The organism is Porphyrobacter sp. CACIAM 03H1, assembly GCF_002215495.1.
In the GTDB taxonomy this organism is placed as follows: domain Bacteria; phylum Pseudomonadota; class Alphaproteobacteria; order Sphingomonadales; family Sphingomonadaceae; genus Erythrobacter.
On sequence record NZ_CP021378.1, the window covers coordinates 627,104 to 651,614 of the forward strand.

A 24,511-nucleotide genomic window follows, 5' to 3' on the forward strand; every position below is an offset into this window, starting at 1 on the left:
CGGTCCCGGACGCCGCAACAACGAGAGAGAGGAAACACCGCAATGCCCACGCAGCTGGACAATGCGCTCGACGCGATCATCGCCGCCCTGACGGCCGAGGGCCAGCCCTTCGCCACCGTGCCCTTCACCCGCGACGGGGTGACCATGCCGGCCTTCGCCGCCGCCCCCCCGACGCTCGCCCATTATTTCGCGCATTTCTGCAGCCAGAACAAGGACGTCCCCTTCCTTGTCGATGGCGACGTGCGGCTCACCTTCGGCGAAGTCTACGCTGCCGCGACCTGCGTGGCCGAGGGACTCGCCACCACCCACGGCATCGCCAAGGGCGACCGCGTCGGAATCGCCGCGCGCAACTCCGCCAACTGGATGATCGCCTACATGGGCATCCTGATGGCGGGTGGCTGCGCGACCCTGCTCAACGGCTTCTCGAGCGGGGACGAGCTCGCCTATGCGATCGATCTGGCCGAGGCGAAGCTGGTGCTCGCCGACGAGGGCCGTGCCGCGCGGCTCGAGGGGCATGACCACGGCGCGAAGGTGGTGCTGTTCTCGCACGGCAACGCGCCGTCCGAAGGCCTCGCCAACGTCTGGGCCGTTCCGCAGGGCACCAGCGCGGCGATGGCGATGCTCGGCCAGCTCGGGCCGGACGACATGGCGACCATCCTCTACACCTCGGGTTCGACCGGCAAGTCCAAGGCGGCATGGTCCGATCACCGCGGCGTCGTCCACGGGATCATGAGCTATGTCAGCGTCAGCGCGATGGCCAAGGTCCACATCGAGGCCCAGGAAGGCCCCATGACCGAGCAGCCCTGCGCGCTCGTCGCCGTGCCGCTGTTCCACGTGACGGGCGAGGTGCCGCTGTTCCTCCAGAGCTTTGCGATCGTGCGCAAGCTGGTGCTGATGCCCAAGTGGGATGCCGGTCTCGCGATCCGGCTGATGGCCGATGAGAAGGTCACCTATTTCGTCGGCGTGCCGCTGATGAGCTACGAGATCGCCAACCACCCCGACCGCGAGAAATACGACCTGTCGGCCTGCAAGAGCTTCGCCGCGGGCGGCGCGCCGCGCCCGGTCGAGCACGTGACCCGCATCAAGGAGGCCTTCCCCGGCGGCTTCCCGCTGCTGGGCTACGGCCTCACCGAAACCAACGCGGTCGGCTGCGGCAACTTCAACGAGAACTACCTCGCCAAGCCCGGTTCGACCGGCAAGCCGACCAAGCCGATGGTCGATCTCGCGATCCTCGACGATCAGGGCAAGCCGCTGCCGCAGGGCCAGGTGGGCGAGGTCTGCATCCGCTCTGTCGCGAACTTCCGCGGCTACTGGAAGAACGAGGAAGCGACGAAGGCCGCGTTCACCGCCGACGGCTATTTCCGCACCGGCGACCTCGGCTATCTCGATGCGGACGACTACCTGTTCATCGTCGACCGCAAGAAGGACATCATCATCCGCGGCGGCGAGAACATCTCCTGCATCGAGGTCGAGGACGCGATCTACGCCCATGACGACATCGGCGAATGCTCGGTCTTCGGCCTGCCCGACGAGCGCTTCGGCGAGGTGCCAGCGGCGGTCTATGCGATGAAGGAGGGCCGCCCCGCGATCACCCCCGCGCAGCTGCGCGCCTTCCTGCTGGAACGGATCGCGCCCTTCAAGGTGCCGCTCGAACACCAGATCTGGCTGACCCACGAGGCCCTGCCGCGCCTCGGCACGCAGAAGATCGACAAGCGCACGGTCAAGGCCCGCTATCTCGATCAGGCCGTCGCGGCGTGAGCGTGACGTGAGCCCGTCGTCATGAGTCCCCGCCGCGTCCCCGGCCAGCGCGCGATCATCGACCGGCGCGCGCTGGCCGAGGAAATCGCCTCGCTCCACGAGGCAGGCGGGGACCGCGCGCGCGGCGCGATCGTCGCCGCGCTGCGCATGGCTCTGGACGAGGGCCGCGCGGAGCTGGCACGGCGGCTCGAGGAAACGCCCTCGGCGGGGCACGATGTCACCGCCGGCTTCAGCTTCCTGATGGACCAGCTGCTGCGGGTGATTCACGATCACGTCACCGCGCATCTCTACCCCGTCCCCAATCGCACCCAGGCCGAACGCCTCGCGATCCTCGCGGTGGGGGGCTACGGGCGCGCCGAGATGGCGCCCCATTCCGATGTCGACATCGCCTTCATCACCCCGATGCGCCGCGCCCCGTGGTGCGAGCAGGTGATCGAGGCGATGCTCTACCTGCTGTGGGATCTCGGCCTGAAGGTCGGCCATTCGAGCCGGACCGTCTCCGACACGATCCGCATGGCGCGGGAGGACCTGACGATCCGCACCGCGCTGCTCGAAAGCCGGTTGGTGTGGGGCGAACAGGCGCTCTACGACGAGCTGCGCGCGCGCTTCTGGAACGAGGTCGCCAAGGGCTCCGAGCGCCAGTTCCTGACCCTCAAGCTCGCCGAGCGCGATGCGCGCCACAAGCGCATGGGCGACAGCCGCTATGTCGTCGAGCCCAACGTCAAGGAGGGCAAGGGCGGCCTGCGCGATCTCCAGACGCTCTACTGGATCGGCAAGTATGTCCACCGCGTCGACAATGCCGCCGAGCTGGTCGATGTCGGCGTGCTGACGCAGAGCGAATATCGCAGCTTCCGCCGGGCCGAGGCCTTCCTGCTCGCGGCGCGCTGCCACATGCACCTGATCACCGATCGCGCCGAGGACCGGCTGACCTTCGACCTCCAGCGGCAGGTGGCCGAGCGGATGCTGTTCGCCGACCGCCCCGGCAAGAGCGCGGTCGAGCGGTTCATGCAGTACTACTTCCTCCAGGTGAAACGCGTCGGCAGCCTGACGGGCGTGTTCCTCGCCCACCTCGACGAGGAATTCGCGCGCAAGCGCCCGCGCACCGGCTTTTTCGCCGGCTGGACCCAGCGCCCCCGCCAGTTCAAGGGCTACACGGTCGAGGGCGGGCGTCTGCGTGCGCCCGGCGACGAGTGGTTCCGGCAGGATCCGGTGCGGTTGATCGAGGTGTTCCAGCTGGCCGAGGCCGAGGGGCTGGAAATCCACCCCGAAACCATGCGCCAGGCGGGGCGCGACGCCAAGCTGATCGACGGCAAGCTGCGCCGCGACAAGCGCGCCAACGCGCTGTTCCTCGACCTGCTGGCCGGCCGCAAGGACCCCGAAACGGCGCTCCGCTGGATGAACGAGGCGGGCGTGTTCGGCCGCTTCGTGCCCGACTTCGGCCGGGTCAACGCGCAGATGCAGTTCGACATGTACCACCACTACACCGTCGACGAGCACACCATCCGCGCCATCGGGCTACTCTCGCAGATCGAGCGCGGGCTGCTGGTCGCCGACCACCCGCGCGCTACCCGCGAATTTCCCAAGCTCGCCTCGCGCCGCGCGCTCTATGTCGCGGTGCTGCTGCACGATATCGCCAAGGGGCGCGGGGGCGACCATTCGGTGCTCGGCGCCGACGTCGCGCACCGGCTGTGCCCGCGCTTCGGGCTCGACGAGAAGGAGACCGATCTCGTCGCCTGGCTGGTGCTCCACCACCTGCTGATGAGCCGCACCGCGCAGAAGCGCGATCTCACCGACCCCAAGACCATCGAGGATTTCGTCGCCGAGGTGCAGAGCCTCGAGCGCCTGAGGAATCTCGCGATCCTCACCGCGGTCGATATCCGCGCGGTGGGGCCGGGGACGTGGAACAGCTGGAAGGGCCAGCTTCTGGGCGAGCTCTACGATGCCGCACAGGAACGCCTGCGCCTCGGCCACAAGGGCACCGGGCGCAAGCAGCGGGTCGCGGCCAAGAAGGATGCGGTGGCGCGGCTGCTGGAGGATCAGGACCACCTCGTCGATTCCGTCGGCGCGCTGCTCGGCGATGCCTACTGGATCGCCGAGCCCGAGGACATCATCGCCAGCAACCTCGTGCAATACGACGCCGCCGTGGCGAGCGAGGATCACCTCTCGATCCATTGCGAGGTCGACGAGACGCGCGGTGCGACCCGCGTCAGCGTCATCGCCGCCGACCACCCCGGGCTGTTCTACCGCATGGCAGGCGGCATCCACCTCGCCGGCGCCAACATCATCGACGCGCGCATCCACACCGCGCGCAGCGGCTATGCGGTCGACAACTTCCTGGTGCAGGATCACAACGCGCGCCCCTTCCGCGAGGCGGGCCAGATGGCGCGCATCGAAAAGGGCATCCGCGACGCGCTGCTCGCCAAGGTCGAACTGGTGCCCAAGCTGGCGGCAAGGCCGCTTGCGCACTCGCGCGCCAAGGCTTTCGACGTCGCCCCGCGGGTCGGGTTCGACAACGATGCCTCGAACCACTTCACCGTTATCGAGGTGACCGCGCGCGACCGTCCGGCGCTGCTCAACCGGCTGGCCCACGCGCTCTACAAGGCCAACCTCATCGTCCATTCGGCGCACATCACCGCCTATGGCGAGGCGGCGGCGGACACCTTCTACGTGACCGATCTCACCGCTGCGAAGGTGAAGGCACCCGATCGCCTCGCCGAGATCGAGGCGGCGCTGCTCGCCGCCGCGAGCGACCAGCGCCAGGAGCAGCTCGAACAGGCCTGAGCGGGCGCCGTCATCGGGGCGGGATGGCTCTCCGTCGAAGGAGTGCCGAGATAGGTTGCAATTGCGTGACTCTTTGTTATTCGGCGCGCCTCAACTCAGGGAGAGTTATAACATGACTACCGCTACCCCCATGCGGAGCCCCCTCCGGCTCGGCAAGCTGGCACTCATGCTCGGCACCGCGACGCTGGCCCCCTTCGCCGCCGCGGCGCAGGATGCCGAGGAACCCGCTGCCCAAGAGCGCACCAACTCGCTCGACGCGATCAACGAGATCCTCGTCACCGGTACCAAGACCAAGGATGCCGAGAACGTGCAGGACGTGCCGCTGGCCGTGACCGCGTTCAACGCCGGCACGCTCGAGGCCTTCAAGATCCGTGACATTTCGGGCCTCTCGTTCCAGGCTCCGACCGTCAGCCTCGACCAGGTCGGCACCAGCCGCGGCACCGCGAACTTCACGGTCCGCGGCCTCGGCATCAACTCCTCGATCCCCTCGATCGACCCGACCGTCGGCGTGTTCGTCGACGGCGTGTACCTCGGCATCAACGGCGGCGTCGTGTTCGACCTGTTCGACCTCGACAGCGTTGAAATCCTGCGCGGTCCGCAGGGCGTGCTGTTCGGCCGCAACGTGACCGGCGGTGCGGTGGTGATCAACACCGGCAACCCGACCGAGGACTTCCGCGGCAAGTTCCGTGCGGCGGTCGACGGCCCGGTCGATGGCGGCCGCGGCGGCGCCAACTACACGGTCAGCGGCGTGCTCAGCGGCCCGATCGTCGAAGACGTGCTGCTGTTCAAGGTCGGCGCCTACTACAACAAGGACGAAGGCTATTTCCGCAACCTGTTCGACAATTCGAACCACGGCGCGGCGGAAACCAAGATCCTGCGCGGCGCGCTCGAAGCGCGTCTGGGCGGCCTTACCCTGCTCGGCAAGCTCGACTACTTCGAGAGCGACGGCGACGGCCCCTCGGGCCAGAACCGCGCCTTCTTCGACCGCAACTCGTTCGATTTCTCGATCGACGAGCCGGGCGCCTATGCCAACGAGATCTGGACCGGCTCGCTCACCGCGACCGTCGACATCGGCCCCGGCACGCTCACCAACGTGTTCGGCTGGCGCAAGTATGACGCCACCACCAACGGCGACATCGACGCGACCCCGCGCTTCCTGTTCCACTCGAACACCGAAACCGCGCAGGAGCAGTATTCGAACGAAATCCGCTACGCGATGTCGTTCGACAGCCTCGACCTGACGCTGGGCGGCTTCTGGTTCGAACAGGATCTCGCCTACACCGAAGTGCGCACCCTGCGCCGCGATCTTCCGCCCGCGCTGCAGCCCCCCCGCTTCTTCGGCGGCGGCCGCCAGAACCACGAGGTGATCGGCCTGTTCGCGAACGCCCAGTGGGAATTCGTCGACAACCTGTCGCTGATCGCGGGCATCCGCTGGAACCAGGAAACCAAGGACGCCGGAGTGACCTATATCACGCCGCGCGCGCCCTGTTCCTTCATCACCGCGCCGCTCTGCCCGACCGGCACCCGGCCGTTCAACCCGGCGACCGAGACCAACGGCTTCACCGACCGCGTTCGGTTCCGCAACGTCTCGCCCAAGCTCGGCCTGCAGTATGAATTCGACGCCGGCCAGGTCTACGGGCACTGGAGCCGCGGCTTCCGTTCGGGCGGCTACAACTTCCGCATCACCAACGTCCCGGTGTTCAACCGCGCCTTCCTCGCGACCGGCTCGCTCGGCTTCGACGAAGAGCAGGTCGACAATTACGAACTGGGCGGCAAGTTCCAGACCGCGGACGGCAGCTTCACGATCAACGTCGCGGGCTATGTCACCAAGGTCGGCAACATGCAGCGCGAGGTGAACCTCGCCGATCCGGGCGCGGGCGTGGTGCAGAACATCCTCAACACCGCCGATGCCACCATCACCGGCTTCGAGGCCGAGGCGCGCATGCGCGTGTCGGATTCGCTCGCCTTCACCGCCAACATCGGGATCATCGATGCGGGCTATGACCGCGTGCTGTTCGACATCTCGGGCGACGGCGTCATCAGCGATGCCGACCTCGACCTGAGCCTGCCGCGCGTTCCCCCGATCACGGTGGGTGCGGGCCTGATCCACGACTGGGATCTGGGCAGCAGCAACATCCTGACCCGCGTGAACTACCAGTATCGCGACAAGGCGGCCTACACCGACGACAACCTCGGCTGGCTGAACGACCTCAGCAACCTGGAAGCCAACATCACCTGGAACACCCCGATCGACGGCCTGTCGCTGTCGCTCTACGGGCGCAACCTGCTCGACCAGGTCCAGGAAGGCGGCGACACCCAGGTGCCCTTCGGCGGCCCGAACTCGAGCGGCCAGCGCATCCCGTTCGGCGCGCGCCCGCAGGCCGGCACCTTCTCGCCGCTGATGCGCGGCCGGAACGTCGGCATCGAGGCGATGTTCGAGTTCTAAGGCTTAGCCTTGGACAAGGAAAAGAGGGCGCTCCGGCAACGGGGCGCCTTTTTTTGTGCTGGTCTAGCCGCGCGGCCCGAACAGCGCCGTGCCGACCCGAACGTGGGTCGCACCCAGCATCACCGCAGTCTCGTAATCCCCGCTCATGCCCATGCTGAGACCGGTCACGCCATTGTCGGCGGCCAGCTTGGCCAGCAGCGCGAAGAAGGGCGCGGCCTCGGTGTCGGCGGGGGGAATGCACATCAGCCCGGCAAGCGGGATGCCCGTCGCACGCACCTGCGCGAGAAAGCCGGGCAGCTCCGCAATCGGGCAGCCGCCCTTCTGCGGCTCGTCGCCGATATTGACCTGCACGAAGCACGGCACGTGCCGCCCGGCCTTGTCCATCGCCTTCGCGAGCGCCGCCAGCAAGCTCGGGCGGTCGAGCGAGTGAATATAGTCGAACAGGGCCACGGCTTCTTCCGCCTTGTTCGATTGCAGCTGGCCGATGAGGTGCAGCTCGATGTCGGGATGGGCCGCTTTCAATGCGGGCCATTTGCCCTCAGCCTCCTGCACCCGGTTCTCGCCGAACACGCGCTGGCCGGCGTCGATCAGCGGCTGGATCGCCTTGGCCTGATGGGTCTTGCTCACCGCGATGAGCGTGACCGAGGAGGCCTCGCGGCGGGCGGGCTTGCACATCCGCGCAATGTTGGCGCGGACTTCGGCGAGGCGGGAGGCTGCTGCGTTTTCCATCGGGGCGCTCTATAGCGGGTGCGTGCCCCGCGCAAAGACCCTCCCCGCCCTGTGGCTGATCTCCGACGCGAGGAACGATGCGTTGCTGGAGCGGGCCCTCGCCGCGCTGCCGCGCGGCTCGGGGTTGATCTACCGGCACTATCATCTGGACGGGCCGGAGCGCCTCGCGCGATTCCGCGCGCTGCGGCGGGCGGCGCGGGCGCGGGGGCACCGGATCGTGCTCGCGGATTCGGCCCTCACCGCGCGCGAGTGGGGGGCGGACGGGATCTATGGCGCGCCCCGAGCGCTGTCGCCGCGCCGTCGCGGCCTGATTCACCTCGCCACCGCGCACGACATGGCCGAACTGGGACTCGCAGCGCGGCTGGGTGCCGATGCTGCGCTGCTCTCGCCGGTCTTCCCGACCCGATCGCACCCGGGCGGCGGGGTGCTCGGCGCGGTGCGCTTCCGCCTGCTGGCGAAGGCGGCGGGGCTGCCGGTGATCGCGCTCGGCGGCATGACCCGGCACCGCGCCCGCGCCTTGCGCTGGACGCGCTGGGCGGCGATCGACGGGTTGAGCTGACCTCCCGCGGGGCACGCGCGACCACGCGGTTCATCGCTCTTTCCTTGACCGGAGTCCGCGCAGGATTCATGATGTGTTCCGCACAGGAGACTCCCCCCATGGCCAGCCGCGCGGTCGCACCCGTCAAACCCGGTCGCCAGACCCCCGCTCGCCAGACCGACGCCGAATGGCGCGCCGGCCTGCGCCGCTCGCTGCGCCGCATCGCGCAGATGACGGGCGCGGGGCTGCTGCTCGGGGCGGCGGTGTTCCTCGCGCTTGCGCTCGCCAGCTACACCCAGACCGACCCTAGCCCCTCCACCGCCGCCGACCCGGCCGAGGTCGCCAACTGGATGGGCCGCCCCGGGGCCTGGGTGGCCGACCGCGTGCTGCTGATCTTCGGCCTGCCCGGGGTGCTGCTGCTCCCGCTGCTCTATGTCTCCGCGCGCAAGTTGTGGCGCGATGTCGAGAACGGCGAGGCGCCGGAGACCACCGCCTGGTGGACGCCGACCGCGCTGCTGCTGATCGCCATGACTCTCATCGCCACGGTGCTGAGCCTCGTGTTCCAGGGCCCCGGCGGCACCCTGCCCGCGCAGGCGGGGGGGCTGGCCGGGCTGCTTGGCGCGGGCGCGATCGAGGCAGTGGCGGCGCGTTTCGGCGAAGGCATCGAGGGCTGGGTGATTCTTGGCCTCGCGCTCACCTGCCTTGCGACGGGGGTCGCCCTGCTCACCCGCATCTTCGCGATCGACTGGCGCGTGCTGATGAGCCTGCCCGAATTCCTCGGCGGCGGATCGCTGGCGGGCCTCATGCGGCGCCTGCCCCTGCCGGGCCGCGCGCGGCAGGAGGCGCTGGCCTTCGCCGGCGATCTGGACGACGACGAGGACGAGGCACCCGCCCGCCCGCGCCCCCGGCCGAAGGGCGAGGCCCTGCCCGACCGTGACGACAAGCCGCGCCGTCCGCCGGAAATCTCCGATCCCTCCGCCCCGCCCAAGCGCGCGCCCTCGGGCAAGACCGCGCAGCGCGACATGTTCGCTCCCTACAACCTGCCGAGCCTCGACCTCCTGGCCGAGCCGCCGGCGGACAAGGGCCCCAAGCTCGACAAGGTGGCGCTGGAGCGCAACGCCCGCCTGCTCGAGAACGTGCTCGATGATTTCAACGTCAAGGGCGAGATCACCGCGGTGCGGACCGGCCCGGTGGTCACCATGTACGAGCTCGAGCCCGCCCCCGGCATCAAGGCGAGCCGCGTGGTCGGCCTCGCCGAGGACATCGCCCGCAACATGAGCGCGATCTCCGCGCGCGTCTCGCCGATCCCGGGCCGCACGGTGATGGGCATCGAACTGCCCAACCAGGACCGCCAGACGGTGATGCTGAAGGAGCTCGCCGCCGCGGCCGCCTTCGCCGATGCCAAGGGCAACCTGCCGATCATCCTCGGCAAGGACATCGCGGGCGAGCCGGTGATCGCCGATCTTGCCGCCATGCCGCACCTGCTGGTCGCGGGGACGACCGGTTCGGGCAAGTCGGTCGGGCTCAACGTGATCCTGCTCTCGCTGCTCTACCGCTTCACGCCGGCCGAGCTTCGGATGATCCTGATCGATCCCAAGGTGCTCGAACTCAGCGTCTACGACGATATTCCGCACCTGCTCTCGCCGGTAGTGACCGAGGCGTCGAAGTCGGTGCGCGCCCTGAAGTGGGCGGTCGAGGAGATGGAGCGGCGCTACCGGATGATGAGCGCCATCTCCTCGCGCAACATCAACTCCTTCAACGAGAAGGTCTCCGCCGCGATCGCCAAGGGCAAGCCGCTCGGGCGCCGGGTGCAGACCGGCTTCGACCCGGAGACCGGCGAGCAATTGTTCGAGGAGGAACAGCTCGATTACCAGCCGCTCCCGCAGATCGTGCTGATCGTCGACGAGCTTGCCGACCTGATGGTGACGGTCGGCAAGGAGATCGAGGTGCTGATCCAGCGCCTCTCCCAGAAGAGCCGCGCGGCGGGCATCCACCTCATCATGGCGACCCAGCGTCCCTCGGTCGATGTCATCACCGGCGTGATCAAGGCGAACCTCCCCACCCGCATCAGCTTCAAGGTGACGAGCCGGATCGACAGCCGCACGATCCTCGGCGAACAGGGCGCCGAGCAGCTGCTGGGCCGGGGCGACATGCTCTACAAGCCCAACACCGGCGCGATGGTGCGCGTCCACGGGCCCTTCGTCTCGGACGAGGAGGTCGAGGCGGTCGCCAAGCACTGGCGCGCGCAGGGCGCCCCCGAATATGTCGACGCGGTCACCGAGGAGCCGGAAGAGGGCTTCGGGTTCGGCTTCGATGACGATCTCACCGCCTCGGACAACCCCGAGGAGCGCAAGTACCGCCAGGCGTGCCAGATCGTGTTCGAGAACCAGAAGGCATCCGGCAGCTGGCTCCAGCGCCAGATGGGGGTGGGCTACAACACGGCGGCCAAGTGGATCGAGCGCATGGAGGAGGACGGCTTCGTCGGCCCCGCCAACCACGTAGGCCGCCGCGAGATCTTCCGCGACAAGGACGGGAATCCGATCTAGCTTTCCGTCGCGCTGGCGGGCGGTCTGCGCCACCGAAGGTGGCCGCCAGCAAAGATGCATTTCGGCAACGTCCCGGAATTGTAAACGCGCCGTAATCCGCGCTTCATCGCGCGGTCGCGCAGCCGTCACCATCGGGTGCCACGGGCAGGGCCTCTCTCACGCAACAGGGAAGCCATGACATGACCCGCACCCTCTCCCCCCGCGCGTCGCTGATCGCGCTCGCCGCCATTCTCGCCGCCGCGCCGCAGATCGCCTTCGCGCAGGACAGCGACACCGCCGCCGCCCAGGACCAGAAGAACTCGGGCAACGAGATCATCGTCACCACCCAGAAGATCGAACAGCGCGCATTGGACGTGCCGATCACCATCTCGGCGCTGGGCGGAGAGCGAATCCGCGAACTGGGCGTCACCGATCTCGACGAGCTGTCCTACTACACCCCCGGCCTCCTCATCCAGGAGCAGAGCGCCAACAACCCCGGCGTCGTGATCCGCGGCATCACCTCGGACTCGGGCTCGGCGCAGGAAGGTCCGCGCGTCACGCTCTACTACAACGGCATCGACATCTCGCGCTCGCGCGGGTCGTACCAGGCGATCTACGATCTCGAGCGCGTCGAGGTGATCAAGGGCCCGCAGGCGACCCTGTTCGGCACGGCCAGCGCGGTCGGCGCGATCAGCCTCGTCTCGGCCCGCCCGCGCGAGGGCTTCTCGGCGGAAGTCCGCGGCGGCTACGGCAACTTCAACCAGACCCTGCTCGGCGGCTTCGTGAATGTCGGCTCGGACACCATCGCCTTCCGCCTCGCGGGCGAGTGGCGCACGCGGGACGGCTATGTCGAGAACCTCAGCCCGAACCAGGAGAAGGATCTCTACGCGCAGGACCAGCTCGGTCTGCGCGCCTCGCTGCGCTGGACGCCGACGACCGACCTGACCATCGACCTGATTGGCACCTACGACCAGCAGCGGAACGGCGGCACGCCCTTCATCTCGGCGCGCTTCCCCGGCTCGAGCGCCTCGCCCGGCGGCCCGGCCAACGCCTTCGTCCCCGCCAATCTCGGCGGCAACCCGGCGGGGGCTGCGGCGCTGGGCGACGACCAGCTCGGCCTCAACCGCGAGGTCTATGACCTCAACCTGACGCTCGACTACCAGTTCGAGGACGACTGGTCCTTCACCACGGTCAACGGCTACCGCGAGTTCGACAGCCGCGAGGTGTTCGACGCCGACGGCACCGCCGCGCCCTTCCTCGAATTCTCGGAAATCGCCGATGGCTGGCAGTTCAGCCACGAAGGCCGCTTCACCTATTCGGGCGACACGCTGCGCGCGAGCTTCGGCTGGAACGCCTTCATCGAAGACGGCCGCCAGAACGTGCCCTTCGCCAGCGAGGAAGGCCTGTTCCTCCAGTGCCTGACTACACTGTTCGGTGTGCCCCCCGCAGGCCGCCCGTTCGGCGCCACCCCCTGCGTCGCGGCCAATGGCAGCGTGCCCGCGCAGGGCATCACCAACTTCCAGTACAGTTCGGTGTTCGAGAACCAGGGCCGCAACGAGGCCTATTCGGTCTTCGCCGACGCCACCTGGATCCCCTTCGACGCGCTCGAGCTGACCGCGGGCGTGCGCTTCCTCGACGAATACCGCCGCTCGGGCTTCTTCGCGCGGGTGCCCAACGCGCGGCTGACCGGCGGTCCGCTGATCCCCGGGCAGATCGACACCCGCGGCCAGACCTTCGTCGCCGACGACCGCTTCGGCGCGGTGCTGCCGCGCTTCAACGCGCTCTACCGCGTGAGCGACGACGTGAACGTCTTCGCCACCGTCTCCAAGGGCCGCCGCTCGCCGGTGGTGCAGGTCAACGCACGGCGCCAGGGCACCGACGTGCTCGCCAACCGCACCGACGTGCTGGAAGAGATCGTGTGGAACTACGAGGGCGGGATCAAGCTCGCCACCGGCCGCGTATCGGGCTCGCTCGGGGTCTATTACCAGGTCTACGACAACTTCCAGGTCTCGGTCCCGGTGCTCGATGCCAACGGCAACCCGACCGGCGCCTTCCAGACCCGCAGCGCCGGTTCGGCGAGCAACCTCGGGGTCGAGGGCGAACTGGCGGTCGACGTGACGAGCTGGCTCAACGTCTTCGGCAACTTCGGCTATATCGACGGCGGGATCGACGATGATCCGGCCAACGGCACCTTCGCCGGATCGCGCTTCCGCCTCCAGCCGGAATGGCAGGCCTCGGGCGGCTTCACGGTCGATTACGACTTCGGCGGGGCGCGGTTCTTCGCCACGCCCAGCATCACCCACCGCAGCACGATCTTCTTCCAGGTGCCCAACACCGCGCTGATCTCTCAAGGCCCGGTGACGCTGGTCAACGCCCGTGCGGGCCTGAGCTTCGCCGATGCGCGCTACGAGATCGCAGGTTTCATCAGGAACGCCTTCAACGAGGACTTCCTGCTCGATGCTGGCAACACCGGCGGGGCCTTCACGATCCCGACCTTCATCCCGGGCGAGCCGCGCTTCTACGGGGTGGAAGTCACCGCGCGGTTCTGATCGCGCGCGCTACTGCGACATGATGGCGGGCGGGGGACGCGTGTCCTCCGCCCGTTCGCTTTGCGCGTCGCGCTCTGCGATCTCGGCGGGGGTGAGCGGGCGGAAGCGGATCGCGACGGGCGTGAAGCTGCCGTCCTCGCGCTGGCGGATCGTCACGATTCCGCGCTGGTCGCGGTTCTGGAGCTGCTCCTGAAGCTGCGCGGCGCGCTCCTGCCCGATGTAGAGGCGGCCGCGGGTCAGGGCCTCCCAGCCGTAGACGCCGCTGCCGTCGGCCCGGACCCGCGCGCCGCGGCAAGGTGCATCGGCAGAAATGGGCCCGACCCGCGCCAGCGAGGGTGCCGCGCCTTCGAGGCACAGGGCCTCGAGCGGCAGGTTGCTGAACTCGTCGATCCCCGGCCAGTCGTAGCCGAACTCGACATAGTGCCCGCGCAGGAAATCGCGCGGGTCGTATCCCTGGATCGGCACTTCCCATTCGGTGCCCGCGTTGTAGGCCCTGTCGCTCGTCGCCCAGAGACCCGCGAGGCCCGCGACGGGGAGGATCGCGGCGAGGAGGCGCGCGCCTGCGTGCTTCGGGCGGCTCATGCGGCGCTTCCCTTGCGGGGGGCGAAGCGCCTCGAGACCCGCACCGCGCTCCACGCAACCACGAGGATCATCACCCCGGCTAGGATCAGCCCGAAGCCGCTCATCAGCAGGTCCGCGGCGAGTTCGAAGCTGAGGATGATCAGCCGCACCGCGATCAGCCCGACGGCGATCTGGAACAGCACCCGCCACGATGCTGCCAGCGCCGCAGCGGCAATCCCGGTCCATAGCGCGAAGAACGCGAGCGCGGCCGGGACGGTCTGTCCGCTCAGCAGGTAGGCAAGGGGCACGGTCGCTCCCGCACCGATGATCACGATCCCCGTCATCCGTCCCGAGATCCCGGAGCGCGCCGCGATCACCCCCGTCCCGGCCAGCGCGCCGAGCGCGCCGGCGAGGAGCACGCTCGCCCATTCGCCGGCGACGTTCCGGTCGCCGAAGCCGTCCCACGCCGCGATGGCGGTCGCGAGGGAGGCAGAGCCGACGGCATAGGTGAAGGCGAGCTCCTCGAGGTCGCACCAGAAATCCTCGCGCGCGCTGCGGCTCTGCAGCCATGCGCCGAGCGGAGCGAAGAACACCGGCGCGGTCAGCACCGTGGCGAGCCATAGCTGGCGCGCAAGGTCGGGGTCGCCGTTACGCGAGGTCGCATAGTCCCACGCGCACCACACCGCCCCGCCCATCAGCGCCGCAGCCGTAGGCCAGCTCCGCCCCGTCAGCACCAGCATGGGCGCGAAGAGCGCCAGCCACAGGCCAAGCGGCTGCCACAGGGGCGAGGAGGTCTGGTAGACCTGCCCGAGATGCCCGAAGAAGGTGAGCCCGAGCGCCGCGGCAATGAACGCAAGAGCCTCGACGGCCCACGGCGATTGCGCCGCCAGCCGGTCCTCGCGCGCGAACAGCAGGCCCAGCAAGCCGGCGATCAGCGCCAGATGCACCGACAGGCGCACAAGCCCCGGGATGTCCTCCCAGTTGGCCGCCACCACCGAGATGAGGCCGAGCCCGATGGCGAGCGCGCCGATGCCCCACACCGCCCACAGCAGCAGCGGGCGGGCGTGGTCGGCCTCGTACGCAGTGAGGCGATCGCGCGTCGCGGCGTCGATCAGGCCGGCGTCATGCCACTGGGCGATCTTGCGCGCGCTCATGCGAGGAGCCTAGCGCCCCGCCATCAGCGGCGCAATCATGGCAGGACGCCCTCAAGCAGCGAAGCGGTAGGGCAACAAGAACCCGCTTACTCGGATTCGAGCTCCGCCTTGGTCAGCACGGTCATGCCCTGCACCTTGGCGGCGTTGGCCTGCATCGTCTCGGGCGGCATGGCGACCATCCCGATGCGTGCCAGCGGGCCTTCCCGGCCCCAGCTCTTGACCCATTCCTTCATGAAGTCCTCGAGCCCGGGGATCGCGCGCATGTGCGATTTCTTGACGTAGACGAACAGCGGCCGTGCGCCGGGATAGGCGAAGCTGGCGATGTTCTCGTAGGTCGGGGGCACGCTGTTCATCGGCAAGCCCTGCACCCGGTCGGCGTTTTCCTCCATGTAGGAGAAGCCGAAGACGCCGACCGCGCGCGGGTTGCCGACGATTTTCTGGACGATCAGGTTGTCCTGCTCGCCCTGGTCGACATAGCCGCCGTCGTCGCGCACCTCGGTGCAGATCTGGTTGAACTTGTCCTCGTCGCTCTCCTTGAGCGCCTTCATCTCGGGATTGGACTTGCAACCCGCCAGCAGCACCAGCTCCTTGAGCGCGTCGCGCGTGCCCGAGGTGCTCGGCGGGCCATAGACGAGGATCGGATCGGCGGGCAGCGCCGGATCGACGTCCTTCCAGGTCTTCGCCGTCTGCGGACGGCCATAGGGCTGCGCGGCGAGCGCCTCGTAGACCGTCTTGGGCGAGAGGTTGAGCATGATCCCGCCCTTGGCCGAGGCGAACACGATGCCGTCCAGCCCGACCTGCAGCTCGATCACCTCGTCGACCTTGTTCGACACGCAGCTATCGAATTCCGAGGGCTTCATCCGCCGCGAGGCGTTGACCATGTCGGGGGTGTTGGGACCGAGCCCCGAACAGAACAGCTGAATGCCGTTGCCGGTGCCGGTGGATTCGATCAGCGGCGAGCGCATGTCGGGGTAGGTGCGCGAGAAGTTCTCGGCCACCAGCTTGGCGAAGGGATAGACCGTCGAGGAGCCGACGGCGTGGACCGATTGCGCCCCTGTCCCGCCGCTGTCGCAGGCGGCAAGGGTGGTGGCGGCAAGCGCCAGAGCGGCGCCGGTCTTGAGAAACGCAGAGGTTCGATGTGCCATGAATGATCCTGATCGGCGATAGGCAGATGCCGTCGCGCGGGGCGCTCTACGACGCTTTCATGACAACGCGGTTACGCCTGCGGAGACATCGCCGTCAGGCGCTCCGGCACGCGCGCGACCGATACTTGCGCCAAATGCAATTAGTTGAATTCGGATGAAAAAGCCGCCGAAGTGGAACTACGCAGCTTAACAGCATCGTAAGGGCTTTCATGCTACGCGCCCGGACATGGCATTTGTCCGCCTCCTTTTCCGGCTCGGCTTGGTCGCTGTTGTGCTGGCGCTCGGCGTTGCGCGCCCGGCAGCGGCGGACGATCATGTGGTGCCGACTTTCGCTCCGGCCTGCCATGCGGCGCCCGGAGCCGATGCCGGCGTGGCGGCGCTGCGTGCGCGCGAGGCATGGATCTGCGACAACACCCGCTGGCGGTCCGACGTGCCGGCGGCGTGGCTCCGGTTCGAGGCGGAAAGCTGGCAGGGCCAGAAGACCCCGCGCTATTTCTTCACCCGCATCGCGCGCTTCGACGCGATCACCTTCCACGCCGTGGATGCCGATGGCACGATCCGGTCGCGCCGCCTGACCGAGGCCGAGGGCACGCCCTTTGCCGCCGGCCCGGTGTTCCAGCTGCCCTTGCCGGAGGTCACTGCCGATACCGAACTGCTTTTCGCGCAGGTGGAGGGACCGCATTCGATCCCGCTGCTCACCGAGGCGCGCATCACCCATGACCCGGGCAAGGCGGAATGGTCGCAGATCGACATGATGCTGCTCGCCTTCGTGACGGGGATGCTGGTGCTGCCGCTGCTGTTCGACATCAGCTTCTTCGTGGTGCTGCGCGAACGTTTCGTGGTGCTGCACGCCGCGATGGTGAGCGCGATGATGGTCTATGTCCTGACTGCCGGCGGGCTGGCCTCGGCCTTTGTCACCCTGCCGGTGACGCTGATGGCGGTGCTGGCGCCGCTGTCATGGGCTGTCGGGGCGGGGATTTCGGCGCTGTTCCTCGTCGCCTTCCTCGAACGCGGGGCGCAGTCGCGCCTGATGCGCCGGGTGACGGTCGCGACCGGCTGGTTCACGATGTTCGTGCCGGGCTTCTTCGCGCTCCAGCTCGATGCCACCCAGCCCTTCGACGATGTCGCCTATTTCGTCACCTTCCTGCCCGCCATCGCGGTGATCAGCGCGGCCGTGATCGAGGCGGTCCTGCGCGGCAGCCGCTCGGCGCGCTTCATCGCGCTGGCCTGGCTGCCGATCATCACCGCATCGGTTGAACGGCTGCTGCGCGGGCTCGGCTGGCACGTCGGCCCATCGAGCCTCGACCAGATGCTCTACGTCGCGGTCGGGATCGAGGTGGTGGTGATCTCGCTCGCCATCGCCGACCGCTTCCTCGCGCTGCGCCGCGAGCGCGACGCCGCCCTGACCGAGGCGAGGATGCTCGAGCAGATCTCGACCCGCGATTCGCTCACCGGCCTGATGAACCGCCGCGCGATCGAGGCGCGCTTCGAAGAGCTGCTGGCGCAGGGCTTCGACACCTTCGCGCTGGTCGATCTCGACCGCTTCAAGGCGATCAACGACCTCCACGGCCACCAGGTCGGCGATGCCGCGCTGGTCGCCTGCGCCAGCGCGATCCGTGCCAGCGGAGACCGCGATGCAGTCGCGGTCAGGCTCGGCGGCGAGGAATTCGTGGTGCTGCTGCGCGGGCCACGGCCGCTCGAGCGTGCCGAGGCGCTGCGGCAGGCGATCCCGATGCGCATCGCCAAGGAGGTGCCCGGGCTCGACCTGCCGGTCACGGCCAGCATGGGCGTGGTGGTGATGGGCGATGCGGGCCGCCACAAGATGGCCTTCGCCGAGTTCTACGCCCGCGCCGATGCCCTGATGTACGAGGCCAAGGCGAGCGGGCGCAACCGGCTCGCCTACGAGCGCCTGACGGTCTTCAACGAGCCCCCCGCCGCGCGCGCGCGGCGCGAGGAAGCGGCTTGAGGGGTACACTCCGTTCGCCCTGAACTTGTCGAAGGGCAGCACTTCTCGTTCGATCCTGCGCTTGACGCGAAGAAGGACAGTGCCTCGACAAGCTCGGCAAGAACGGAACTTCGGTTGGCCTTACAGGAACGCCGCCAGCACCTCGGGCCGCACCCGCGCGAGCCTTCCGGACGCGCGGTCGAGCATCGCCCAGGTCGTCGCCGCGCTGACGAGGCGCTTTCCGGCAGCGTCGGTGAACTCCACCCGCCGCAGCGACTTCGCGCCTTGCGCCGGGCCCTCGATCCATGTCGTCGCGGTGACGCTCTCGCCCTCGGACACGTTGCCGCGGTAGTCGATCTCGTGCCGCACCACGACCCAGAAGAACGCCGCCCGGTCCTCGGGCCGCGCCACGGCGTCCCAGTGCGCGGTCGCCATGTCCTGGATCCACTGCACCCACACCGTGTTGTTGACGTGGCCGAGTTCGTCGATGTGTCCGGGTGCGGCCACGAAGGTGCGGGTGAAGGTCGAGGGCATGGCCGCAGGGCCTAGCCGCGCGGGGCTGACGGGGCAAGGAGGGGCGCCGAAGGCAAGGGCTTGTTAGCCTGCCCGTGCTAGGGTGCCCGTCATGAGCGAAGACCCGCCCGATCCCGCCCCCAAGCCCGACCGCGGCATTCGTCCGCCCGTCGATTTCAGCGGCAAGCGCGCGGGCGCGCGCAGCCTCTACATCGGCCCGGAAGGCATCTTCGCCCACCAGGATGGCAAGCTCGAGACGATCGCCGATGCGGTCGACATCTTCTGGGATCAGGTCGCGCGCGATCCGCGCGGGTGGAACCGGGCGCTGCGCGGCTACGACCATCTCGTCGCCCATGCCGACGATGCCACGCGCGAGGACGTGCGCCGCACGCTTGGCTGGCTAGAGGGCGCGCTGGGCCTGCGCGACCGCGCGGCGGCGGTTGCCGCCTGCCGCTATCTCGCGGCGATGCCCTCGGTCCTGCTGGCGGCCGACTATGGCCGGCTGATGGCGATCTTCAACAGCCGCAAGGTCGGGATGGTGTGGCAGCTCACCCCCGATCTCGACAAGCGCCCGCTGCCCGCCGGCCCGATCCCGGTGTTCGGCAAGGAAGCGGGCTTCGGCCTGATCCGCGCCGTGCCCGAGCTTTACCTCAAGCTGGCGATGTTCGGCCCCGAGATGGAGAGCATCGTCATCCTGCTGGCGGAGGAAGCGCTCGACTACGGCGTGTCGCTTCCCCCGGAGCTGGTCAGTCTCGCGACGGGTTCGGGGCCATCCCCATCTGCCACAGGATGAAGGCGAATTCCTCCGCCGTTTCCCTGAGGCTGTTCCAGCGCCCCGATTGCCCGCCGTGGCCTGCGCCCATGTTGGTCTTCAGGAGCAGCAGGTTGTCGTCGGTCTTCAGCTCGCGCAGGCGCGCGACCCACTTGGCCGGCTCCCAATAGGTCACGCGCGGGTCGTTTAGCCCTGCGGTCACCAGCATCGGCGGATAGGCCTGGGCCGACACCTGATCGTAGGGCGAATAGGAGCGGATGTATTCGAAAGCCTCGCGGCTCTCGATCGGGTTGCCCCATTCCTGCCATTCGCCCGGGGTGAGCGGCAGCTTTTCGTTGAGCATCGTGTTGAGCACGTCGACGAAGGGCACGTGGGCGACGATCGCGCCGTATTGCGCCGGGTCCTGGTTGACGATCGCCCCCATCAGCTCGCCGCCCGCCGAGCCGCCGCTGGCAGTGACCATCCCTTCCGCGGTGTAGCCCTTCGCGATCAACCCGCGCCCGGCGTCGACGAAATCGTTGAAGGTGTTGGTCCGCTCGAACAGCTTGCCCTGGAGATACCAGCGCCGTCCGAGATCGTCCCCGCCGCGGATATGCGCGATGGCATAGGCGAAGCCGCGATCGACGAGGCTGAAGCGCGTGGTCGAGAAGCCCGGCGGGATGGCATAGCCATAGGCGCCATAGGCATAGAGGTGGAGCGGCCCCGGCCCCTCGATCCCGGCCTTCCTGAGGATCTCGGCGCGGTCCTTGCGCATCAGCACGCTCACCGGCACCTGCGTCCCGTCGCGCGCGGTGATGGTCAGGCGCTCGGAGACGTAGAGCGAGGGGTCGTAGCCGCTCGGGATCTCCTGCGTCTTCAGCGTCGTCAGCCTGGCCGTGGCCACGTCGTAGTCATAGACCGTCCCCGGCGTCACCATCGACTGGTAGGACAGCCGCAGCTTCTTCATGTCGTATTCGGGGTTGTTGCCGAGCCCGGCGGTGTAGCTCGGCTCGGGGAAGGTGATCGGGGTGATCTTCGCCGGATCGGCGTAGGATCGCAGCTGGATCTGGTCGAGCCCGTTCAGGCGTCCTTCCGTGACGAAGAAGTCCTTGAACAGGTCGAAATCGGTCAGGTAGAAATCGTCCGACCCGGGGATGACGGTCTGCCACTCGCCCGGCGTCTCCAGCTTCGCCTTGGCGAGGCGGAAGTTGATGTGATCGTCGTTGGTCCACACCCACAGCTCGCCGTCGCGCACGTCGACGCTGTATTCGACGCCCTTCTTCCGGGGCTTCACGAGGATCGGGGCGGCGGTGGGATCGGCGGCGGGGACGAGTCGCACCTCGCTCGTCTCGTTGTCGCCGGTGGCGATGATCAGCCAGTCCTCCTGCGCGCTGAGGCCGGTGCCGACGCCGAAGGACTGGTCCTCCTCCTTGTAGAGCGTCACATCGCTCTCCACCGGTGTGCCGATCACGTGGAGCTTCGCCTCCAGCGTGCGCCATTCCTCGGTCGAGGGGCCGTAGACCAGTGCGGTGTCGTTCTTCACCCACACCAGCCCGCCGCGCAGGTTCTCGAGCACGTCGGGCAGGTGCTCGCCGGTCGTGAGGTCCTTGATCCGCGCGGTGTAGCGTTCCGAGCCGCTGGTGTCGGTCGAATAGGCGAGGAAGCGCCCGTTCTGGCTGACCGAGGCCGCGCCGAGGCTGAAATATTCGTGGCCTTCGGCAAGCGCGTTCTCGTCGATCAGCAGCTGCGCCTCGCCCCCGGCGACAGGCTTGCGATAGTGCTTGCGATACTGCGCGCCTTCCTCGAACTCGGACCAGTAGAGCCAGTCACCGTCCTTCTGGGGCACGGTCGAATCGTCCTCCTTGATGCGCGCCCGCATCTCGGTGAACAGCGCCTCGGTGAGCGCCTTCTGGCCCTCCATCTTCGCCTCGAAATAGGCGTTCTCGGCCTTGACGTGGGCGAGCACCTCCTCGTCGTCGACCACCGGATAGGACTTGTCGTAGAGCCAGTCGTAGGGGTCCTCGACGGTGATCCCGTGATGCGTGAAGGTGTGCGGACGCTTGGCGGCGACGGGAGGCTTGATCTCGGCAGCGGCGGCGGGAGCGGTGGTCACGCGGGCGGAATCCTCGTTGTTGGCGGCCACGGCGGCCGGGGCAAAGGTGGTGGCGGCTAGCGCGCAGGCAAGAGCGCCAAGGCTGATAGGGCGAAGCATCGGGTTGCAGGCTCCCGTGTGTCGGTGCGGGTGGAAACACAAGCCCGTCGGGCCTATGATGCGGTTGTAATGCGACAATGATGCGCGGCAAGTGCCCGCGCCTTCGCCAGAGGATCGACGACATGCTGATGCAGACCCACGAAGCGCGCCTTGCTGCCCTGCGCGAGGAATTGAAGCGGCGGGGGCTCGACGGTTTCGTCGTCCCCATCAGCGATGAGCACATGAGCGAATATGTCGGCGACTATGCCCAGCGGCTGAAGTGGCTGACGGGCTTCGGCGGCTCGGCGGGCTTCGCCTGCGTCACGCTGACCCATGCCGCGATCTTCGTCGACGGGCGCTACACCGTGCAGGTGCGCGAGCAGGTCGACGGGAACCTGTTCGAATACCGCTCGGTCCCGAAGGACACCCTCGGTGGCTGGCTGGCCGAGGTGTGCGAGAGCGGGGCGAGGATCGCCTATGATCCCTGGCTCCACACCTGGGCCTGGGTCGAGGCGCTGGAGAAGCGGGTGGAGCCGAAGGGTATCACGATGGTCCCGGCGCAGGGCAACCCGGTCGATGCCGTCTGGGCCGATCGCCCCGCCGCCTCGCCCGCCGTTGCCGTTCCTCACGACGAGGCCCGCGCGGGCCGCTCCTCGGCCGACAAGCGCGCTGCCGTGGCCGACTGGCTGGCGAATGAGGGCCACGACGCGGTGGTGATCCCGGCGCTCGATTCGGTCGCATGGCTGCTCAACATCCGGGGCGCCGACGTGCCGCACACCCCCGTCGCCCTGTCCTATGTGATCGCCCATAAGGACGGCAGCGCCGAACTGTTCATCGCGCCCGAGAAGGTGACGCCCGAACTCGCCCGCCACCTCGGCAACGCGGTGACGATCCGCGAGCGTGCGGCGTTCGAGGGTGCGCTCACGAGCGAATTCGCAGGGAAAAGCGTCGCGCTCGATCCTGATTTCGCGGTGGTCGGCATCGCGCAGGGCTTGCGGGCAGGCGGCGCGAGCTTCGCCTTCAAGCAGGACCCGACGATCCTCGCGAAAGCGATCAAGAACCCCGCCGAACAGGACGGCCAGCGCGATGCGCAGGCGCGCGACGGGGCGGCGGTGAGCCGCTTCCTGCGCTGGCTCGAGATCGAGGCACCCAAGGGCGGCGTCGACGAACTCTCGGCCGCGGCGCGGCTCCAGTCCTTCCGCGAGGAGGACCCGGGCCTCTCCGACCTCAGCTTCGACACCATTTCGGCCGCCGCGGGCCATGCCGCCCTGCCGCACTACAAGGTCGACGAGGACAGCAATATCCCGATCCCGCCCTCCTCGATCTACCTCGTCGATTCGGGCGGGCAGTATCCCGGCGGCACCACCGACATCACCCGCACCGTGTGGGTCGGGCCGGGCGAGCCGACGCAGGAAATGCGCGATCGCAACACCCGCGTGTTGAAGGGCCACATTCAGCTCGCCCGCGCGGTCTTTCCGCAAGGGACCAGTGGCGGGCAGCTCGACGTGCTGGCGCGGCAGTATCTCTGGGAAGCGGGCGTCGATTACGCCCACGGCACCGGGCACGGGGTGGGCAGCGTGCTCGCCGTGCACGAGGGCCCGCAGCGCATCGCCAAGCCCAACGGCGGGCAGGCGGGCACCGGGCAGGAGCTGTTCGCGGGGATGATCCTCTCCAACGAACCGGGCTACTACAAGCCCGGCGCCTTTGGCATCCGGATCGAGAACCTGGTGCTGGTCGAGGAGCGGGAGATTGCCGGGATGGAGGGGCGCTGGCTCGGCTTCGAGACCCTGACCTTCGTGCCGCTGGACCGCCGGCTGATCGACAAGAGCCTGCTGACGGCGGAGGAAGTGGCGTGGGTGGACGCCTACCATGCCAAGGTGCGCGCGATTCTCTCGCCCCGCCTGTCCGGCGAGGATCTGGCGTGGGTGGAGCGGGAAACGGCGCCGCTTTGAAAAAGCCCGTTCGTCCTGAGCTTGTCGAAGGACCGAACTTCTTCCCTTTGCGCAGTTTTCAAAGGGAAAGGACAGGGCTTCGACAAGCTCAGCCCGAACGGAAACGGGGTGGCCAGGCACCGCTTGTTACAACCCCAATGTTCCGGTAATGTTCCTCCATCGATTCGCATGGGAGGAACACAGAATGATCGGCTACGTCACCCTCGGAACCAACGACCTGCCGCGCGCTGCGGCCTTCTATGACGCGCTCGCCGCCCATTTCGGCGTGGGGCGGATGATGGACACGGAAGCCTTCATCGCCTGGGGCGAATGGGGCGGCGCGCCGGGGATCGCGGCGACCCTGCCCTTCGACGGTCAGCCGGCCACGGTCGGCAACGGGGTGATGGTCGCGCTCGAGGTGAAATCGCCCGAACAGGTCCACGCGGTCTACGACACGGCGATGGCGCACGGCGGGAGCGACGAGGGCGCACCCGGCCCGCGCGGGGAGGACGGTTTCTACGCCGCCTATTTCCGCGATCCCGATGGCAACAAGCTCAATGCCTTCTGCATGGTCGCCCCCGAAAAGACGGGGGAATGAGCGCGCCCCGGCTGGAGGAGCGGTTCGTTCATCTCGGCCTCGGGGCGAGGGCGGTGGAGGAGCCGCCCTTCTCGGGGATGGAATGGTACGAGGGTTATGCCGCCCGCCATGCCTCGGACGGGGCGGAAGGGCGGCTGGTCTCGCAATATGCCTTCTCGACCAGCTGGACATCGTGGGAGATGCACCCGGCGGGCGACGAGGTGGTGATCTGCATTTCCGGCGCGATGGTGCTGGTGCAGGAGCATCCCGACGGGCGGATCGAGGAAACCCCGCTCGCGGCGGGCGAATACGCGATCAACCCGGCCGGCGTGTGGCACACCGCCGATGTGCCCGAGGCCGCGAGCGCGATCTTCATCACTGCCGGGGAGGGCACGCAGCACCGGCCGCGCTAGGTCT

At 68.3% G+C, this 24,511-nt stretch carries 17 protein-coding genes; 11 read left to right on the forward strand and 6 right to left on the reverse strand.

The annotated features are described in order from the left end of the window. Positions 1-42 precede the first annotated feature (42 nt). From CBR61_RS03070 to CBR61_RS03080, 3 genes are all read left to right on the forward strand, one after another. On the forward strand, positions 43-1,758 hold the full coding sequence (locus CBR61_RS03070) for a class I adenylate-forming enzyme family protein (RefSeq protein WP_088913038.1): 1,716 nt from the start codon (positions 43-45) through the stop codon (positions 1,756-1,758). Positions 1,759-1,779: 21 nt separating this feature from the next. After that, positions 1,780-4,539, forward strand: a complete 2,760-nt coding sequence (locus CBR61_RS03075) for a [protein-PII] uridylyltransferase (protein ID WP_088913039.1) — start codon at positions 1,780-1,782, stop codon at positions 4,537-4,539. A gap of 130 nt (positions 4,540-4,669) precedes the next feature. Beyond that, positions 4,670-6,985 (forward strand): TonB-dependent receptor, encoded by a 2,316-nt coding sequence (locus CBR61_RS03080; RefSeq protein WP_088913040.1) that lies wholly within the window; start codon positions 4,670-4,672, stop codon positions 6,983-6,985. A 63-nt stretch (positions 6,986-7,048) separates the two neighbouring features. Here CBR61_RS03080 and CBR61_RS03085 read toward each other — a convergent pair whose 3' ends face one another. Then, positions 7,049-7,714, reverse strand: coding sequence for a YggS family pyridoxal phosphate-dependent enzyme (locus CBR61_RS03085; protein WP_088913041.1), 666 nt, complete (start codon positions 7,712-7,714; stop codon positions 7,049-7,051). Between the two features lie 22 nt (positions 7,715-7,736). On the opposite strand from CBR61_RS03085, the gene CBR61_RS03090 reads away from it, so the two are divergent. The 3 genes from CBR61_RS03090 (at position 7,737) to CBR61_RS03100 (ending at position 13,326) form a co-directional block, all read left to right on the forward strand. Next, on the forward strand, positions 7,737-8,273 hold the full coding sequence (locus CBR61_RS03090) for a thiamine phosphate synthase (RefSeq protein ID WP_233996827.1): 537 nt from the start codon (positions 7,737-7,739) through the stop codon (positions 8,271-8,273). Between the two features lie 98 nt (positions 8,274-8,371). Further along, entirely contained in the window at positions 8,372-10,798 is a 2,427-nt protein-coding gene (locus CBR61_RS03095) for an FtsK/SpoIIIE family DNA translocase (RefSeq protein WP_088913042.1), read from the forward strand. A gap of 179 nt (positions 10,799-10,977) precedes the next feature. Continuing rightward, the gene (locus CBR61_RS03100; protein WP_088913043.1) at positions 10,978-13,326 is read left to right on the forward strand and encodes a TonB-dependent receptor; all 2,349 of its coding nucleotides are present in this window, start codon (positions 10,978-10,980) and stop codon (positions 13,324-13,326) included. A gap of 9 nt (positions 13,327-13,335) precedes the next feature. On the opposite strand, the gene CBR61_RS03105 is transcribed toward CBR61_RS03100, so the two are convergent. The 3 genes from CBR61_RS03105 to CBR61_RS03115 all read right to left on the reverse strand — a co-directional run bounded on the left by CBR61_RS03105 (position 13,336) and on the right by CBR61_RS03115 (position 16,186). Then, complete coding sequence (locus CBR61_RS03105) at positions 13,336-13,908, reverse strand: GDYXXLXY domain-containing protein (RefSeq protein ID WP_088913044.1); 573 nt, start codon at positions 13,906-13,908, stop codon at positions 13,336-13,338. Continuing rightward, positions 13,905-15,041 carry a DUF2157 domain-containing protein gene (locus CBR61_RS03110; protein ID WP_088913045.1) on the reverse strand — a complete coding sequence of 379 codons (1,137 nt, stop codon included), beginning with the start codon at positions 15,039-15,041 and terminating at the stop codon, positions 13,905-13,907. Before CBR61_RS03110 ends, CBR61_RS03105 begins: the two co-directional genes overlap by 4 nt. A gap of 86 nt (positions 15,042-15,127) precedes the next feature. Beyond that, positions 15,128-16,186: a substrate-binding domain-containing protein gene (locus tag CBR61_RS03115; protein WP_088913046.1), complete on the reverse strand. Its 1,059-nt coding sequence runs from the start codon at positions 16,184-16,186 to the stop codon at positions 15,128-15,130. A gap of 226 nt (positions 16,187-16,412) precedes the next feature. Here CBR61_RS03115 and CBR61_RS03120 point away from each other — a divergent pair, with 226 nt between their 5' ends. Then, a complete protein-coding gene (locus tag CBR61_RS03120) occupies positions 16,413-18,152 on the forward strand; it encodes a diguanylate cyclase (protein ID WP_088913047.1) in 1,740 nt (579 codons plus the stop codon). Between the two features lie 120 nt (positions 18,153-18,272). Here CBR61_RS03120 and CBR61_RS03125 read toward each other — a convergent pair whose 3' ends face one another. After that, complete coding sequence (locus CBR61_RS03125; RefSeq protein ID WP_088913048.1) at positions 18,273-18,665, reverse strand: acyl-CoA thioesterase; 393 nt, start codon at positions 18,663-18,665, stop codon at positions 18,273-18,275. A 91-nt stretch (positions 18,666-18,756) separates the two neighbouring features. Here CBR61_RS03125 and CBR61_RS03130 point away from each other — a divergent pair, with 91 nt between their 5' ends. Beyond that, complete coding sequence (locus CBR61_RS03130; RefSeq protein WP_088913049.1) at positions 18,757-19,437, forward strand: hypothetical protein; 681 nt, start codon at positions 18,757-18,759, stop codon at positions 19,435-19,437. Here CBR61_RS03130 and CBR61_RS03135 read toward each other — a convergent pair. Beyond that, positions 19,391-21,607, reverse strand: a complete 2,217-nt coding sequence (locus tag CBR61_RS03135) for a S9 family peptidase (protein WP_088913050.1) — start codon at positions 21,605-21,607, stop codon at positions 19,391-19,393. The two genes, CBR61_RS03130 and CBR61_RS03135, sit on opposite strands and share 47 nt — an antisense overlap. A 122-nt stretch (positions 21,608-21,729) precedes the next feature. Here CBR61_RS03135 and CBR61_RS03140 point away from each other — a divergent pair, with 122 nt between their 5' ends. The 3 genes from CBR61_RS03140 to CBR61_RS03150 all read left to right on the forward strand — a co-directional run bounded on the left by CBR61_RS03140 (position 21,730) and on the right by CBR61_RS03150 (position 24,507). Then, positions 21,730-23,538, forward strand: coding sequence for an aminopeptidase P family protein (locus CBR61_RS03140; protein ID WP_088915423.1), 1,809 nt, complete (start codon positions 21,730-21,732; stop codon positions 23,536-23,538). Between the two features lie 184 nt (positions 23,539-23,722). Further along, positions 23,723-24,115 carry a VOC family protein gene (locus CBR61_RS03145; RefSeq protein WP_088913051.1) on the forward strand — a complete coding sequence of 131 codons (393 nt, stop codon included), beginning with the start codon at positions 23,723-23,725 and terminating at the stop codon, positions 24,113-24,115. Next, positions 24,112-24,507: a cupin domain-containing protein gene (locus CBR61_RS03150; protein ID WP_088913052.1), complete on the forward strand. Its 396-nt coding sequence runs from the start codon at positions 24,112-24,114 to the stop codon at positions 24,505-24,507. The genes CBR61_RS03145 and CBR61_RS03150 overlap by 4 nt, the downstream gene beginning before the upstream one ends. Positions 24,508-24,511 lie beyond the last annotated feature (4 nt).